The 15,141-nt window shown below is 63.4% G+C and carries 8 protein-coding genes; 1 reads left to right on the plus strand and 7 read right to left on the minus strand.

Translation table 11 applies throughout. The annotated features are described in order from the left end of the window. Nucleotides 1–59 precede the first annotated feature (59 nt). The 3 genes from M0814_RS10350 to M0814_RS10360 are packed head-to-tail and all read right to left on the minus strand — an operon-like array spanning nt 60 to nt 1,824. On the minus strand, nt 60–731 hold the full coding sequence (locus tag M0814_RS10350) for a GNAT family protein (protein WP_103484641.1): 672 nt from the start codon (nt 729–731) through the stop codon (nt 60–62). Nucleotides 732–743: 12 nt separating this feature from the next. Then, on the minus strand, nt 744–1,190 hold the full coding sequence (locus M0814_RS10355; protein WP_103484640.1) for a GNAT family N-acetyltransferase: 447 nt from the start codon (nt 1,188–1,190) through the stop codon (nt 744–746). A 10-nt stretch (nt 1,191–1,200) separates the two neighbouring features. Beyond that, complete coding sequence (locus M0814_RS10360; RefSeq protein WP_103484639.1) at nt 1,201–1,824, minus strand: FMN-binding negative transcriptional regulator; 624 nt, start codon at nt 1,822–1,824, stop codon at nt 1,201–1,203. A 92-nt stretch (nt 1,825–1,916) separates the two neighbouring features. Between M0814_RS10360 and M0814_RS10365 the strand changes: the two genes are divergently transcribed. Continuing rightward, a complete protein-coding gene (locus tag M0814_RS10365; RefSeq protein WP_103484638.1) occupies nt 1,917–3,470 on the plus strand; it encodes a PLP-dependent aminotransferase family protein in 1,554 nt (517 codons plus the stop codon). A gap of 15 nt (nt 3,471–3,485) precedes the next feature. On the opposite strand, the gene M0814_RS10370 is transcribed toward M0814_RS10365, so the two are convergent. The 4 genes from M0814_RS10370 to M0814_RS10385 all read right to left on the minus strand — a co-directional run bounded on the left by M0814_RS10370 (nt 3,486) and on the right by M0814_RS10385 (nt 15,029). After that, nucleotides 3,486–8,075: a DUF6543 domain-containing protein gene (locus M0814_RS10370; RefSeq protein ID WP_103484637.1), complete on the minus strand. Its 4,590-nt coding sequence runs from the start codon at nt 8,073–8,075 to the stop codon at nt 3,486–3,488. A gap of 140 nt (nt 8,076–8,215) precedes the next feature. After that, nucleotides 8,216–12,757: a DUF6543 domain-containing protein gene (locus M0814_RS10375; RefSeq protein WP_103484636.1), complete on the minus strand. Its 4,542-nt coding sequence runs from the start codon at nt 12,755–12,757 to the stop codon at nt 8,216–8,218. 149 nt (nt 12,758–12,906) lie between these two features. Then, complete coding sequence (locus M0814_RS10380; protein WP_003229657.1) at nt 12,907–14,007, minus strand: polyamine ABC transporter substrate-binding protein; 1,101 nt, start codon at nt 14,005–14,007, stop codon at nt 12,907–12,909. Then, nucleotides 14,004–15,029 (minus strand): histone deacetylase family protein, encoded by a 1,026-nt coding sequence (locus tag M0814_RS10385; RefSeq protein WP_103484635.1) that lies wholly within the window; start codon nt 15,027–15,029, stop codon nt 14,004–14,006. The genes M0814_RS10380 and M0814_RS10385 overlap by 4 nt, the downstream gene beginning before the upstream one ends. Between the last annotated feature and the right edge of the window lie 112 nt (nt 15,030–15,141).

Here is a 15,141-nt window from a genome sequence, read left to right on the forward strand (position 1 = left end):
TGGGATTGACGTTCACCCTGTAGGAGCTGCCGCAGGCTGCGATCTTTTGCTTTGACGATTTAACTACGGCATTCAACCAAGGCTTTCAGCTGCCCGTCGGGCGTCTGATTTTCATCGGACAGCCACCTCTCGAAACCTGCCGCAATCGCCGGCCACTCCGCATCCACAATCGAATACCACGCGGTATCGCGGTTCTGTCCCTTGACCACCATGTGCTGGCGGAACACGCCTTCGAAGCTGAAGCCCAGGCGTTCGGCGGCGTATTTGGAGCGGGCGTTGCCGTTGTTGCACTTCCATTCCAGGCGCCGGTAGCCCTGTTCGAAGGCGTATTTGGCCAGCAGGTAAACCGCTTCGGTGCTCTTCGGCGAACGTTGCATCGGCGCGCCGAAGGTGACGTGGCCGATCTCGATGCGACCCTGCGCCGGGACGATCGACATCAGGCTGAGGATGCCCTGCACCTGACCTGTGACGCGGTCGATGACGCTGAAGAAATACGGATCGCTGCTGGCCGCATGATTGTTCAGCCAGTCATTGAAAACGCTGCGCTGCGGGAACGGCCCATAGGGCAAATAATCCCAGAGCTTCGGGTCGGCGCCGGGGCCTTCGAGGGCATTGAATAACTCGTCGCCGTGGCGCGCCGGGTCGAGGCGTTCCAGGCGGATGAACCGGCCTTCGAGCAAGGTGGCGGTGGGGGCGGGGACGCCTTTCCAGTCGGCAAGTGCAGTGGTCATGTACGCGGCTCCTTAAATGGCTTTGCGAAACTGGATGAATCCCGGGCGTTCGGCGATGCGCTCGTAGAGCTGGATCGCGGTGGCATTGGTTTCGTGAGTCAGCCAATGCACCTTGCAGCAACCGTCGGCCTTGGCGGTGGCGTAAACGTGTTCGATCAGCAAGCGACCGACGCCGGTGCCACGGGTATCTGGCGCCACCAGCAGGTCCTGCAGGTAGCAGGAGTTTTCGATGCTCCAGTTCGAACGGTGGTAGATGAAATGCACCATGCCCACCGCTTTGCCATTGGCCCAGGCGAGGGCGGCGTGGGTCGGCTCGCTCGGGTCGAGGAAACGCTGCCAGGTGCTGTGGCTGACGGCGTCCGGCAATTCGCTGTTGTAGAAGCGCAGGTAGGCTTGCCACAGAGGCAGCCAGGCGGCGTGGTCGCCGGCAGTCACCGGGCGGATGTCGATCTGACTCATGCTGATTTCCTTAACGCATCAAGTGGGCGAGGGTCTGGTCATTGATGTCGGGGCTGGCAGCCAGGCCTTCACGCACGCCGGCAATGTCTTCGGCGCTGCGGTTCTGGCTGAGCTTGCGTTTGCCTTCGAGGCGATCGATGGGAATGGCGAAACCGACGATGGCCTTGAGCATGCCGTCGATATAGTCGGCCGGCGCATCGTCGACCTTCCACAGTTGCGCGCGGCCGGCTTCATGGCGATCCGTCAGCGTGCTGACGATGTCGAGCAGGCGCCCGCCGTCGCTGAAGGTTTCGGCGTGACCGTAGGCGTGCACCGCGACGTAGTTCCAGGTCGGCACGACTTTGCCGTGCTCGGCCTTGCTCGGGTAAAACCCCGGGCTGACGTAGGCGTCGGGGCCAGCGAATATCAGCATCGCTTCAGCGCCGTCGCGCAGGTCTTTCCACTGCGGATTGGCTTTGGCCAGGTGCCCGTACAGCGTGCCGTTCGGGCCTTGTTCGCGGTGCAGCAGTACCGGCACGTGGCTGGCTTGCAGGCCGTTTTCACCGTGGCTCACCAGAATCGCGAGACGGCTGGCGAGGATCAGTTCGTGCAGTTGCGACAGTTCGTCGATGGCAAAGGCGCGGGGCGTGTACATGGAGAGATTTTCCTTGGCGAATGCCTGCATCCTAGGCAGGCTATTGGTCTGTTGTAAGAGCCATTGATGACCAATTTCATAGGTCCATTGTCATGCCCGAATCGCCCACGCTGTCCATGCCGTTCAATCCGGCCGGTATCGAGCTCGACCGCCGTCAGGGTTTGAGCCGCCAGCTCTATCAGGCGCTGCGTCTGCGCGTGCTGGACGGGCGTCTGGCCAGTGGCACGCGGCTGCCGGCCAGCCGTGATCTGGCGACGGCGTTGGCGATTTCCCGCAACAGCGTGGTGCGCGCCTACGATCAGTTGTACGCCGAAGGCTTCATCGAAGGCCGGGTCGGGGACGGCACGTATGTCGCCCAATTGCCGCAAAGCGCATTGCCCACGAAAAAACTATCCACAAAAGTATCCACAGGGTTTTCAACAGGCTTACCCACAGCCTTATCCACAAATTGGCTGGATTTACCTGTGATTCCATCCAGTAAAGTTATCCACAGCGGTGCTGCGCAGCGCCTGGAAAACAACCATTTATCGTTACCGCCAAGTGGCCCGCCGAAGGCTTTTCGGGTCGGTGTGCCGGCCTTCGATCTGTTCCCGTTCGAGGTCTGGGCCAAGCTCAACGCGGCTTTCTGGCGCAAACCCGATCTGCAGCAACTGTGTTACGGCGATCCGGCCGGGGATCAGCGTCTGCGCGGATTGATCGCCGCGTATTTGCGCAGTTCGCGCGGCATGCAATGCACCGCTGAGCAAATAGTGATCACCAGTGGCGCGCAGCAGGGCATCAGCCTTTGTGCACAGCTGCTGGTGGAGCCGGGCGATGCGGTGGGCATCGAGAATCCCGGCTACCGCGCAGCCGGACATGCCTTTGCGGTAGCCGGGGGCCGGTTGCACGGGGTGCCTGTGGATCAGGACGGCATTGATTGCACAGCGCTGGGGCAAATTGCCGACTGCCGCCTGGCCTATGTCACACCTTCCCACCAGTACCCGACCGGTGTGGTCATGAGCCTCGCCCGGCGGCTTGAACTGCTGGCCTGGGCCGAGCGCAGCCAGGGCTGGATCATCGAGGACGATTACGACGGCGAGTACCGTTACAGCGGCGCACCGCTGGCACCGTTGGCGGCACTGGATCGTCAGGGCCGGGTGCTCTACGTCGGCACCTTCGGCAAAGTCGCCTTTCCGGCGCTGCGTCTGGGCTATCTGGTGTTGCCGCAGGGGCTGGTGCAGGCCTTCGCCCGACGCCGCGCGGTGGACGTGCGGCATTCAGAAGTCAGCACCCAGGCGGTGATGGCCGAATTCATGGCCGCCGGACATTTTCAACGGCATATCCGCCGGATGCGGCGCGCCGCCCTGAGTCGGCGCAACTGTCTGCTGGCGCACTGGCCGGAGTCCATCGAAGGCGTTGGCGGGCTGCCCGCGGTGGCCGCCGGTTTGCACCTGACGGTCGCCGTGGACAGCATTGCCCGTGAGCGTGAGCTGATTGCCCAGGCCGAGAGCGTCGGTGTCGAGGTCAATGGCCTGAGCAGCTACTGGTTGCCTGACTCGCGCACCCCGATGGATCGGCGCGCCGGTCTGGTGCTGGGTTTCGCCGCCGTGCCGGAGGCCGATATTCAAGCGGCTCTGGCACGGCTGCGCAGGGTCTGGTGCGCCTGATCGCGTCGACGCTTTTCAGCCAGCGGCCGGGTCCTGCTGGCGGGGGTGGATAAACAGGTCCCTGATGGTCGGGCTGACGATCCGCCGCAGCGCGTTATCCACGGCATCGAATCGCTCCAACTCCAGCCGGGTTTTAGCCGGCAGTTCCTGCAGATAGCCATCGGCGATTTTCAGGTGTGCGGCGGTGAAGCGGTCGCTCGGATCGGTCAGCGAGTTGTAGTGGAAATGGGCGACCCACAAGGGTTTGTTCTGGCGACGCTGGTCGAGAATCTGATACTCCTGAAAGTAGTCCTTGCGCTTTTTGGTGCGGATCCGCCCGTGGTCGTTTTTGACGATCTGTACCAGACCGTGTTGATGCAGCCATTGCAGATAACTCTCCCGGGGTCTGCGCCCGGTGAGCATGCTGCCGTAGACGCTGATACCTTCGCGACGCAGGCGCGCCGCCGCCTCGCGCAGTTCTGTAGGGAGACTGCCCACCGGCAGTTCGGCGCGCCGCCGGGCGAGTATCGCGTCGATATCTGCCGCCCGCTGATCGAGGCGGGTGGCCTGCTGGTCGAAGAGATCCTGCATGTCGGCGGGAATGCGCGACGGGCGCTGGGCATCGGTGCGCCAGCGCCGGATCAGCGGCTCAAGTTCCTGGAGCATCTGCATGGCACTGCCGACCATTTGCTCATCGCTGAGGTTTGGGGTCGTAGCCGGTTGTTTGTGAATGGTCCTGATCAGCGGCAGTTCTTCCTGTGCATGCGCCGTGGAGGTTGCGCTGGACGCGGGCCTGGAGGTTTCGATGACCCGCGGCCGGGACTTGTTGACCTTGCCGGTGGCGCGGGAAGTGGAGGGCGTGGGTTCGGCTCTGGCGGTGACGGTCGCCGGCAACTCTTGCGGTTCCGGCAGGAGCTTGAGCAAGTGCTCGCGCGCGATCTGGTGAAAATCGCTGACCAGATACTGAATGCGCTGGAAGCGAACCGGCTCCAACTGTGCGGACGAGCTTGCAAATACATCCTCAAGGCGGCGCTCTGCATCGGCGAGCCGGTCGACCACGCTGCTCAATTTCTCGACGTTCGGCGTGAGCTGGTGACGCCGCTCGACCAGTTGATGGCCGGCGTCCGCCGCGCTCTCGAAAATCGGTCCGATCAGCTCCCGTAACGGGTCCAGCACGCTGTCCGGCGCCTCCAGCATCGACAGCTCGATGGACATGCCGATCTCATTGGCGTGCAGGTCGCGGCGGCTAAACGAAGGCATCAGCCGCTTGAGATCAGCGGCCACCTTGCGCGTGGCTGAGGTGTGCTTTTGCAAGGTGTTCAGCGAGCTGTACAGATGCTCGAGACGCTCGACCATTTCGTCGCTGACGGCGATGGCCTTGCTCGCGGCCTGCATCTGCACTGACCGCGAACGGGTCTGTGCCGGCTCCAGCGGGCTGATTTGCGGCGCGACAATGTGCGCGTATTCGCGCAATTTCATGCGCATCCAGCCGCTTAGGAAGCGGTGCTGTTCGACGGTCATGCGCATTAATTCAGCTTGATAAACACCTCCGGTGCCGCCCGCCTCGCGCCACTTTTCCAGCTCTGCCAGGGCCTGACGGTAGCCTGTGGACAAATCGTCGGCCTTGGCGATGTAGGTGCTGATCGCCTCTTCAGACAACGGCGTGTTCTGGTCGCCAGTGTCCAGGGGCAACAGGGCCTCGTCCAGACCGGCCTTGCGGGGGGCCTCCTGTGCGAAGAAACGACGCAGTGCCGCCCAGGCTTCGTCCTTGCGCGCCTCCCGTTCCCGGACAAAGGCGTCGATACGCCGCGTGGGGCCACCGCCACGCAGGCGCAGGCGCAAATCCCAGTGCCAGCGCAGGGTTTTGGGGTCGAGCCGGATGCACAGGCCGGGGCGCGCCGGATGCTCCGGGTCGAGGATCTGCACCGGCTCGTCCGTCTCGGCGCGGACCTGGAACCAGCGTTCGCCGACCTGGGCGTACAGCTTTCCGGCGAACTCGTAGAGATGACGGGCGTTGGCCTGAGCGTTGGCGGCAAGGGCCGGCCTCGGCACTTTCAAGCGCTCGATCGTCAGCAGGAACGAGGGCTGCGTGTTGCGCGTGAGCGGGGTGGATACCAGCAGCGACGGCTGTGGCGCGGGATCAACGGACGTCAGTTCCACGGGGTCGTGAACGACGCGGGGTGGTGCCTCGTGGGGCATCGCGATCGCCGGCAATCGGTCGGAGCGCAGGCGGTATCCCGCAGTATTTTCGCTGCGCGGGCCGGAGGGCTGGATGCGCCGAATCGCCACCTTCTGCACCAGCAGAATGCTCAGTGTCAGCAGCACGTCGCCGATCGACGACCATTCAACCGAGGTTGCGCCTTGTTCATGGGCATCCAGCGCCTGCTGGATCTGGCTGATGGTTTGCCAGACCCAGACCGCCGCGCCCGCCGGGCCGCTGAGGAAGTTGGCGGCAACGCCGAACAGCGCCCAGCCGCTGTCCACCAGCAGGGCCCAGCGGCGCTCGGCGTTGGAGGTCGACTGGCGATCGGCAAGGTCGGCCATCGCCTGACTGTTGCTGGCAAACAGCGTGGCGAAGATATCGCCGCTCAGGGGAGTGTTGGCGAGGTCGACGGCGGCGGTCAGGTCGAGGTGAATGAACGGCTCGAAGGCCAGTTCGGTCACGGTCCATGGCGAGGGCAGGCCGCTGGAAAACACGTACTGAGCGTACTCGAAGCTCAGTGCCCGGGTCGGCAGCCAGGCGAGTATCGAGTCCTGCAGTTCGCCGGGCTGGTAAAACGCGTACAGCAGGTTCTGCGCGGAGGGGAACTGGCGCAGCGGTTGCTCGAGCAGCGGTCGATACAGCAGACACGGACCGCTGCTGCCGTCCCGTGGGCCGATGATGTACATGTTCGCCACGGTGTCGGACGTTTGGCTCAGACGAAAGCGCGGGACGAACGCCAGCGGACGGATCTGCACCGGCCACTGCGCGACGGGCGTCTGCGCGGTGATCGAATCGAGCAACTGGCGAACCAGACGATAACCCTGCTCGTCGACATCGCCCTGATGCTTGAGTTTGCACTCCAGCGCCAGGATCGACAGCAGCCATGGCAACTGGCGGCAGTAGCGGGTTTTGTGGCGCCGGGCTTGAACCGGGTCATCAATCAGGGTGCGCTTGATCAACTGCGGGTAGTGTTCACCGATGTTCACCTCACCGGCGATGCGTTGCAGCAGTTTGACCGTCAGCCAGGCTGGCGCGGAGGTGCCGTCGGCGTAGTCGATAGTCGTGAGGTAGGCAGGCGTGTTGCGCAGGGCAAATTCGCCGAGGCTCAACTCGCGGATGCTGTGCGGATCGGGCAGAACGAATCCGCCGGCCTCGAAGCTGTCAGTGAGGGTGATCCGCAGGTCATCCAGGCGCAGCAGTGAAGCCTGTTCAGGAGGCTGCTCGGCGAGGATGGCGGCGCGCATCTTCTGCTCGGCATAGTCGAGGATCAGCGGGACTTCCCGGACATCGAACGCGTCGCTGTCGGGGCCGCCCCGCAAGTTGCCCAAGGCGCTCAGGTCAGTGCTGTAGCGCTGGATATCTTCAAGCGATGCGTTCTTGAGCCATTCGGGGATGGCCTGCTCCAGCTGTTCGAAGCGTGCGTTGTCCTGCGACTCGATGACCTCGCCATAGGGCTGGCGTGCGCCGAACCGGGCCAGCGGCGAACGGCTGGCGGGATCCAGAGACTCGATTGCGTCGAGCTGACAACCCACCAGCGCCTGGACCATGGCATCGAAAATATTGCCGTCGGGTTCATACAACCGCCACTTCAGACCCCGGCCGCTCAAATCCATGTCGATGCGCTCAGGCAACGTGGCGGCCAGTTGCGCCAGTGAACTGAACGATTCGTAGCCATCTTCGATGGTGTACAGCGCGATCAGCTCTCGATCGCCGGCTGTTGCGGTCAGCACCAGCGCACCGGCGAGCATCAGGTGCCGGGTGCGGCTGCTCTCCGCCAGGTCGAAGACCAGATCGAGGTCAACCAGACGCGCGCGTATGTTGGTCAAACCGCCACCGGCCGTCGCGCGCAGCGTCTTCTCCGGCTGTTGCGCGACGTGCCGGGCGAGGCTGCACTCATCGACCGTCCAGCCGTTGGCGGTGCGTACGTTCAGGGCATTTCTCAGGTTGTCGGACAGCTGTTGCCAGCGCGGCTGGCGGTCAACGGTTTCATTCCAGTAGTGCAACTGGCTTTTGGCAAAACCGAGGAACAGTGCCGGGGCCGTTTCGTTGAGGATTGTGGTGATCGCGTCCATGCCGACCGGCAGGTGCACCGGCTCGGCGTCGTTCGGGGACAGGGTGAGGAAGTGCTCGCCTTCGATGTAGTTGGCGCTGTCCTGGGTGAACGCCTGCCGCGCCAGCGCATGGGTCAGCGATTCGAAGTGGCTGCTGTGGCTCACCAGACGTTCTCCCTGCGCCTGCCAGAGCGGGGTGATCAGCATGGCTTTGTCCGGGTCGATCGGCAGTTGCGGAATATGCTGCTTCAGGCTGATGCGCAACAGGTGTGCGGCGGCGTCGTGGAGGATCGGTCCGCCGCTGGTCTGCTCGATCAGGCGACTTTTGTTCTGCAGTTGGGGGACAACGTTGGTTCGGGTTGTGTCACTCATGGAATCTGCACCGGTAGGAGGGTGGATGGCGCGGCACCTGCCGCATGCAACCGACAGTAGCGAGGCCTCCACCGGCCCGGGTGGTAGATATGTATAGGGTGCATCCAGACCCGCGCGGTGTGCGCGGGCTTGGATGCCGGTCAGGCGAAGAACACCGCAGCGGCTTGCGTATGGCTGATGCTGCTGCGGTGAATCGCGATCAGCTCCTGGTTGCTGCGGTTGTCGCGTTCGACGTAAGCGCCGCCCAGGAGCCGTTGCTCAACGGTTTTCAGGTGCGCGGCGGTGAAGGCGGTCAGCGGGTCTGTCGGCGCAGCGTAGTGAAAGTGCGCGTACCACAGGACTCGGCCGCTCGGTCGGTCGAGAATCGAGTATTCCAGCAGGTAATCCTTGCGCGGCCCTTTGAGGCGCCGGCGCTCGGTGGTTTTGCCGATGCTCACTTCGCCCTTGCCGAGCAGCCACTCGACGCGCGCGGCCGTGGGCGGTTGTTGTTTGGTCAGGCTGATTCGGGCGCTGCGCCCGGTGGCATACAGTGCCTTGGCCTCGGTATCGAGTTGCTGGCGCAACGCCGAAGCGGAGACCGTGCGGCTCTCGGTGTGGTTGCCGGCGACCAGTGCCTGATCGACTTTTTCCATGGCCTCGTGCAATCGCGTGGCGTGCAGATAGTAGGTTTCCTCGATCTCCGTCGGATTGCGTTGCGCCCGATCAATGTGCGCCTGGGTACGCCGGCGAAACACCGGCAAGCCGTCGATCAGGGCTTGTCCGTCCTGCAGGCTTTTCGCCAGATCGGGGCTTGGGCGAGGCGACGTACCTGGCCTGGCCGGTACCCGTTCGACCCAGTTGCCCGGGGTCTTCTCGTGGAACGTGGCGATCACGCGGCCGGTCAGCGGCGCGCGCACATCGACCAGATCGCTGTCCTTGCCGTCGGCACTGCGCCGGGGCTGGCCGACCAGCGTGCCCTTGTAACGGGTCTTGATGATTTTGCGCGCCGGGGGTGTCGGCGATTTCGAGGGGCCGGCCACCGGTTCCACCAGGCGTTGTTCGCGCAGCAGGTTGGACAACTGCTGCACGGCGTCCTGCTGGAATCCGCCCACGCGTTTTTTGATGTCCTCCAGCCGTTCGGTCATCAGCTCCTGCGGATACTCGGTGACGAGATCGGTGAAGCGCTGTTCGATGACGTCGAACTGTTCCACCAGATTGTTCATCGCGTCGATACGTTCGCCGAGCTGTTCCAGGCTCTCTTCAGCGCTCAGGTCCAGCGCGCTCTGAATATTCAGCGAGGCATCTTCGATCAGGCTTTCCAGATCGACACGGGCTTGCGCGCGGAACTCACCCGGCTCGGCCGTCAGGCACAGCTCTTGCCCCAGCGTGATCTGCAGCAGCTTCAGGTCGTCGAGGGAAAATTGCGGCAGCCGAGGCTTGTACTGTCGGATGGTATCCACCCCCTCTTTGCCCAGCAGGCTCAGTTCGGCGAAGCGCTCGTGGGCGAACTCGATTTTATCGATGATGCCTTTGGTCAATTCGGCCATTTTCTCGAAGGGATCGCTGCGATCGCTGGCCGCGTTGTCAGCGGTTTCATCGAGCAATCCAAGGGTGACTTCCATGCTCTGGCGAAAGGCCGGGTAGGTTTCTTCGATCCATGACTGCATCAGAAACAGTTGCAGGGAGATGCGGTCGACCATCGCGGTACGGTAGTTGGGCACCGCTTCAAGAATGTTCAGCTCTTTGAGGCCGTCGATGTGCACGCTGTAGGCCTGCATCTGGCTCTCGAGGGTATCGAGAAACTGCTGGCGCGCGGCTTCGGCAGTCTGCGGCGTGGACTCGAGCATGGCGCGGCGCACCGTGACAAGTTGGCTGCGCTGGTCTTTCAGGCTTGCTTCGAAGTCGCGGATGGCCTGTTTTTTCTGGCGTAAATTTTCCGCGTTCGCCTCCTGCAGCTGCTTGCGCCGGCTCTTCAGGCCGCCGGCGCGCAGGCGCAGGCGCAGGTCGATGAACCATTCACCGCGGGCATTACCGATCAGCAGGGGGCCGCTGCGGGGCGGTTGCTGACGGCTGTCGATGATCTGCACGTCATCGTTGTCGTTGAGTGCGACCTCGAACCAGCGGCTGCCGACCTCGGCGTACCATTTTTGTCCGGCACTGCGCAGATGGCGATGCGCGCCGTCGCTGGCGGGAGCGGACAGGGCTTCGGGCCGGCTGACTTTCAGGCTGTCGAGGAAGGTGCCGAGGTCCGCGGGTGCAGGGTGCAAGGCCCCGAGAATGTGCAATGACAGTTGATGGTCGTCCGGCAGTTGCGCACCGCCGATGTCCGGCAGGCGGGAGACGCGGATCAGCGGGCGGGTGGTGGGGCTGCTGATCGGGCGAGTCTGTTCATGGGGGCTTTCCACAGCCTTGTGCGGTACCGGTTTGCGGGTGGCGGCGCGATGGGCCAGAACCATGCCCAGCGACAGCAGCAGGTCGGTCAGCGCTGTCCAGTCCAGCGTCTGCTGTTGGTCCTCGGTGTCGGCGAGGCTTTGCAGGTCATCGAGGATTTGCCACACCCATGCAGCAGTGCCGACGCCGCGTCCCAGAAATGGCAGCGCCGCATTGAACAGCGCCCAGCCGCCCTGCTTGAGGCTGGCCCAACGCGCCTCGGCATTCGAGGTGCTGCTGCGATCGGCCTGGGTCACCAGTGCCTCGGCGTTGCGCTGAAACAGGGTCGCCAGCAGGTCGCCTTCAAGCACGCGGGTGCCCAGGGTCACATTGGCATCCGGGTCGGGCGCCGCCGTCGGGTCGATCAACAGCTGCGGGATCGTCCATACCGAGGGCAACGCCCCGGGGAACACATACTGTGAATAGTTGAAGCGCACGCGGTCCGGCAACCAGGCCAGCACCGACTGGCGCAACGTTCGCGAATGCTTGATGGCGTACAGCAGGTTGGCGGTTGACGGGTACTGCAACAGCGGTGCTTCGAGCAGCGGGCGATACAGCAGGCACGGGCCGGAGTCCGTCGCGCGCGGACCGATCACGAACATGTTGAGCACTTCGTCGCTGTTGCCGCCCATGACGAAGGCGAGCGGGCGAATCACGATGTCCTGGCCGTCGACCTGGCGGTCCGCCGGCTCAGCGGCCAACGCGGCGGCCACATAGCGATAACCCAGCTCATCCACACCGGCTTCGCCGCGGATCTTGTGTTGCAACGCCAGCAGCGGCAGTTCGATCGGCAACTGACGGCTATAGAGCTGGCGCAGGCGGGCAGCCTGGGTCGCGTCTGTGATCAGCCGGTTTTGCAGAAACTGGGGGTAGGCCTTGCCGATGTTCACCTTGCTCACCAGGGTTGTCAGATACACCGGGGTCATCCAGGACGGAACCGCCGTCACACCATCGCGGTAGCGCACGCTGAAGTTACCCAGCGGCAAGCCCGACAGATTCTGCAACGCCAGTTCAACCAGGGACAGGGTCAGGGTCTGTTCATGCTCCGGTGCCACGAACGTGCCCCAGACCACCACGCTGGTGTCGGTGAGTTCCACATCCTGCAATGCGAACTTCTTGTCCGGTGCCAGATGGATGGCGTCGTTCAACTTTTCCAGGGTGAATGCCTGAATGCCCGGCACCTCGGTCTGGAAGGTCTTCCCGGCGTTCTGTTGCTGCACGGCGACCAGATCCAGCAGATGCCGGCTGTAGCGAGCCTGATCGGCGGGCGCAGCGCTGGCCAGCCATGCCGGCAACGATTGCTCGACGCGGACGATGGCGGCCGAAGGGTGGGGGGCGACGCTGTCGTCATCGCGACGGGAGCGCGATATCCCGCGCCCGGTACGCTGGAAGAAGTCGATGTCACCAATCGCCTGGGCTTCCAGCGCAATCAGCGCGCAGGCCTGGTGAGCGAAAAAATTGCCCTGGGGTTCGAACAGTCGCCACTTCACGTGGATGTCGCCAACGCCGCCTGCCACGGGCCAGTGCAGTGATTGTTGCAGCTCGGCGAAGCTGTCGAAACGCTGGAAACCTCGGGGTAGCGAATGGCTGATGATCAGGGTGCGCGGGCCGACGGTTCCGACCAGCACGACCGTGTCGAGAATGTTGAGGTGGCGGCGGGTGGATGCTTCATCCAGGTCCAGATCAATCAGGCAGGCGCGGGTCTGATAGGGATCAGTGGGGGCGCGCAGGCGTTTGTCCGGTTGATTGAACACGGCACGCGCCATAGCACGCTGATCGGCGTCCCAGCCGTTGTCGTCGCTGACGTTCCACAGCTGCTGCAACGACTGCGAGAGCTGATGCCAGCGCGGCACGGAGGGGCTGACGATATCGTTCCAGTACTCGATCTGTTGCTCCTCATAGGCCTTGAACAACAGCGGGGCGAGTTCGTTGAGCAGGGCGCCGATGGCCTCGATCTTCACGGGCAGCTGGATACCCGATTCCTGGGTCAGAAAGTGTTCGCCGCCGATGAAGGTGACCGCTGTGCCCGACAGGCTCAGGCGGACCAGCGCATCGGTCAGCGATTCGATCTGGTAAGGCCCGACCTCGATCCCGTCGTCATCGACCAGCCAGGTCGGGGTGGCAATCAGCGCCAGCGCCGGGTCGATGGTCACCGGCGGATCCATCCCGGCGAGAGCGGGGCGCAGGGCCCCTGAGGCGACTTCGGTGAGCGAGGGGCCGCTGACCAATTGTGTGAGTACATCGACAGCGCTGGGGGCGGTGCTTTCGGGCATGACCAAATCCTTGTCTGACGTTGGCGGCCTGCGGTGTGCAGTGCCGGACAAGGGCGAAGGTAGGGCGCTGGTCAGGACGTCGGGTGGTACATAGATATCGCCGGCAAAAAAAGACCCGCAACGGTGCGGGTCTCGGGTTCAGCGGCGGCTCAAGTGCCGGACTTGATCTTGGTCCAGGCCCGGGTGCGTGCCCGCTCGGCATCCCGCGGCAGCGGTTGCAGGGTGTAGAGCGTGCCCATTGCCGCATCGGTCGGGTACAGATTGGGGTTGTTACGGATCGCCGGATCGACCAGTTGCGTGGCGTCCTTGTTCGGGTTCGGGTAACCGACAAAGTCGCTGACTGGCGCAATCACCGCCGGTTGCAGCAGGTAGTTGATGAAGGTGTAGGCGTCCTCCGGGTTCTTCGCGCCCTTGGGAATGGCGAGCATGTCGAACCAGATCGGTGCGCCTTCCTTGGGCAGGCGCATGTCGACCACGACACCGTTCTTCGCTTCCTTGGCGCGGTTGGCCGCCTGCGAGAAACTGCCGGAGTAACCGACCGCGACGCAGATGTCACCGTTGGCGATATCGGCCATGTATTTGGAGGAGTGGAAGTAGGTGATGTACGGCCGGATCTTCATCAGCAGCGCTTCAGCTTTCGCATAGTCCGCCGGGTTTTTGCTGTTGGGGTCCAGACCCAGGTGTTGCAGGGCCAGTGGCAGGATCTCCGACGGCGAGTCGAGCAGGGCGACGCCGCACTGCTTGAGCTTGCTGATGTTGTCTTCGTTGAAGATCAGGTCCCAGCTGTCCACCGGCGCGTTGTCGCCCAGCGCGGCCTTGACCTTGGCCGGGTTGAAACCGATCAGGATCGTGCCGTACATGTACGGCACGGCGAACTGGTTGCCCGGGTCGTTGGCCTCGATCAGCTTCATCAGTTTCGGATCGAGGTGATTCCAGTTCGGCAGCTTGCTGCGATCCAGCGGCTGAAATACGCCGGCCTCGATCTGCTTGGCGAGGAACACGTTGGACGGCACCACCACGTCATAGCCGGAGTTGCCGGTCAGCAGCTTGGCTTCCAGTGCTTCGTTGGTGTCGAAGATGTCGTAGACCAGTTTGGTCTGGGTGTTCTGTGCCTTGAAGTCTTCCAGCGCCTTGGGCGTGATGTAGTCGAACCAGTTGTAGACGCGCAGGGTGCGTTCTTCGGCGTGGGCGCCGACGCTGAGCAGCGCCGCGCACAGGGCTGGCGCAATGCAGTGCTTGAGTCGGCTCATTGTGCAAAACCTTCCAGCACATTTACTGCGTTGATGCCGATTTCTTCCACCGCGTAGCCACCTTCCATGACGAACAGCGTCGGTTTGCCGAGGGCGGCGATGCGCTTGCCCATGGCCAGGTAATCCGGGCTGTCGAGTTTGAACTGCGAGATCGGATCGTCCTTGAACGTGTCGACGCCCAGCGACACGACAATGATGTCGGCGCCGTAGCTGTCGATCTCGTTGCAGGCCTGTTCCAGTGCAGCGCTCCAGGTGTCCCAGCCGGAGCCGGCCGGTAGCGGATAGTTGAAGTTGAAGCCTTCACCGGCACCTTCACCGCGTTCATCTTCGTAGCCGAGGAAGAACGGAAACTCGGCTTCCGGGTGGCCGTGGATCGAGGTGAACAGCACGTCGCTGCGCTCGTAGAAAATCGACTGAGTGCCGTTGCCGTGGTGATAGTCGACGTCGAGGATCGCGACTTTCCTGTGGCCGGCATCGAGGAATGCCTGGGCGGCGATGGCGGCGTTGTTGAGGTAGCAATAACCGCCCATCAAATCGCCGGCGGCGTGGTGGCCCGGTGGCCGGCACAGGGCGAAGGCGCTGTGCGCGCCGCGCTGGATTTCGGCCTGGGCGGTGAGGGCGACTTGTGCTGCGCTGTAGGCTGCTTGCCAGGTGCCGGCGGTGATTGGCGCGCCGCCGTCGAAGCTGTAGTAACCGAGCTGGCCGTGCAGGCTGGTCGGTTTGATCTGCCGCAGGGTGCGCGCTGGCCAGGTGTAGGGCAGCAGGTCGCCGTCGGTGTTGAATTCGGTCCAGCGCGCCCATGCGCCTTTGAAGAAGTCGAGGTAGTCGCGGCTGTGAATCCGCGCGATCGGCTCCAGGCCAAAATCCTTCGGCGCTTCCACCGGGCCGAGATTCTGATTCTTGACCCGTTGCAGCACGTGGTCGGCGCGCGACGGCATTTCGAAGCACGGCTTGAGCTGTCCATCGATGAGTTCGCAGCGGCCGTGGTGCAGGTGGTGATCGTCCGAGTAGATCGTCAGCATTTGTTGTTCTCCGCAGGGGCTGATTTGGTTGCCCCCAGTGTTGCGGCGCGCGGCGAATCGGAGAACGGCAGGAAAGGCCAAAAGGGGATCGATATGGCCAAAAACTCTGACC

This window comes from Pseudomonas sp. MWU12-2020, assembly GCF_023100605.1.
Classification (GTDB): domain Bacteria; phylum Pseudomonadota; class Gammaproteobacteria; order Pseudomonadales; family Pseudomonadaceae; genus Aquipseudomonas; species Aquipseudomonas fluorescens_H.

What these genes read in the sequence shown, in the direction of transcription:
- M0814_RS10355 (WP_103484640.1), bottom strand. Translation starts at nt 1,190, where the DNA reads ATGAGTCAGATCGACATCCGCCCGGTGACTGCCGGCGACCACGCCGCC.
- M0814_RS10350 (WP_103484641.1), bottom strand. Translation starts at nt 731, where the DNA reads ATGACCACTGCACTTGCCGACTGGAAAGGCGTCCCCGCCCCCACCGCC.
- M0814_RS10380 (WP_003229657.1), bottom strand. Translation starts at nt 14,007, where the DNA reads ATGAGCCGACTCAAGCACTGCATTGCGCCAGCCCTGTGCGCGGCGCTG.
- M0814_RS10360 (WP_103484639.1), bottom strand. Translation starts at nt 1,824, where the DNA reads ATGTACACGCCCCGCGCCTTTGCCATCGACGAACTGTCGCAACTGCAC.
- M0814_RS10375 (WP_103484636.1), bottom strand. Translation starts at nt 12,757, where the DNA reads ATGCCCGAAAGCACCGCCCCCAGCGCTGTCGATGTACTCACACAATTG.
- M0814_RS10365 (WP_103484638.1), top strand. Translation starts at nt 1,917, where the DNA reads ATGCCCGAATCGCCCACGCTGTCCATGCCGTTCAATCCGGCCGGTATC.
- M0814_RS10385 (WP_103484635.1), bottom strand. Translation starts at nt 15,029, where the DNA reads ATGCTGACGATCTACTCGGACGATCACCACCTGCACCACGGCCGCTGC.
- M0814_RS10370 (WP_103484637.1), bottom strand. Translation starts at nt 8,075, where the DNA reads ATGAGTGACACAACCCGAACCAACGTTGTCCCCCAACTGCAGAACAAA.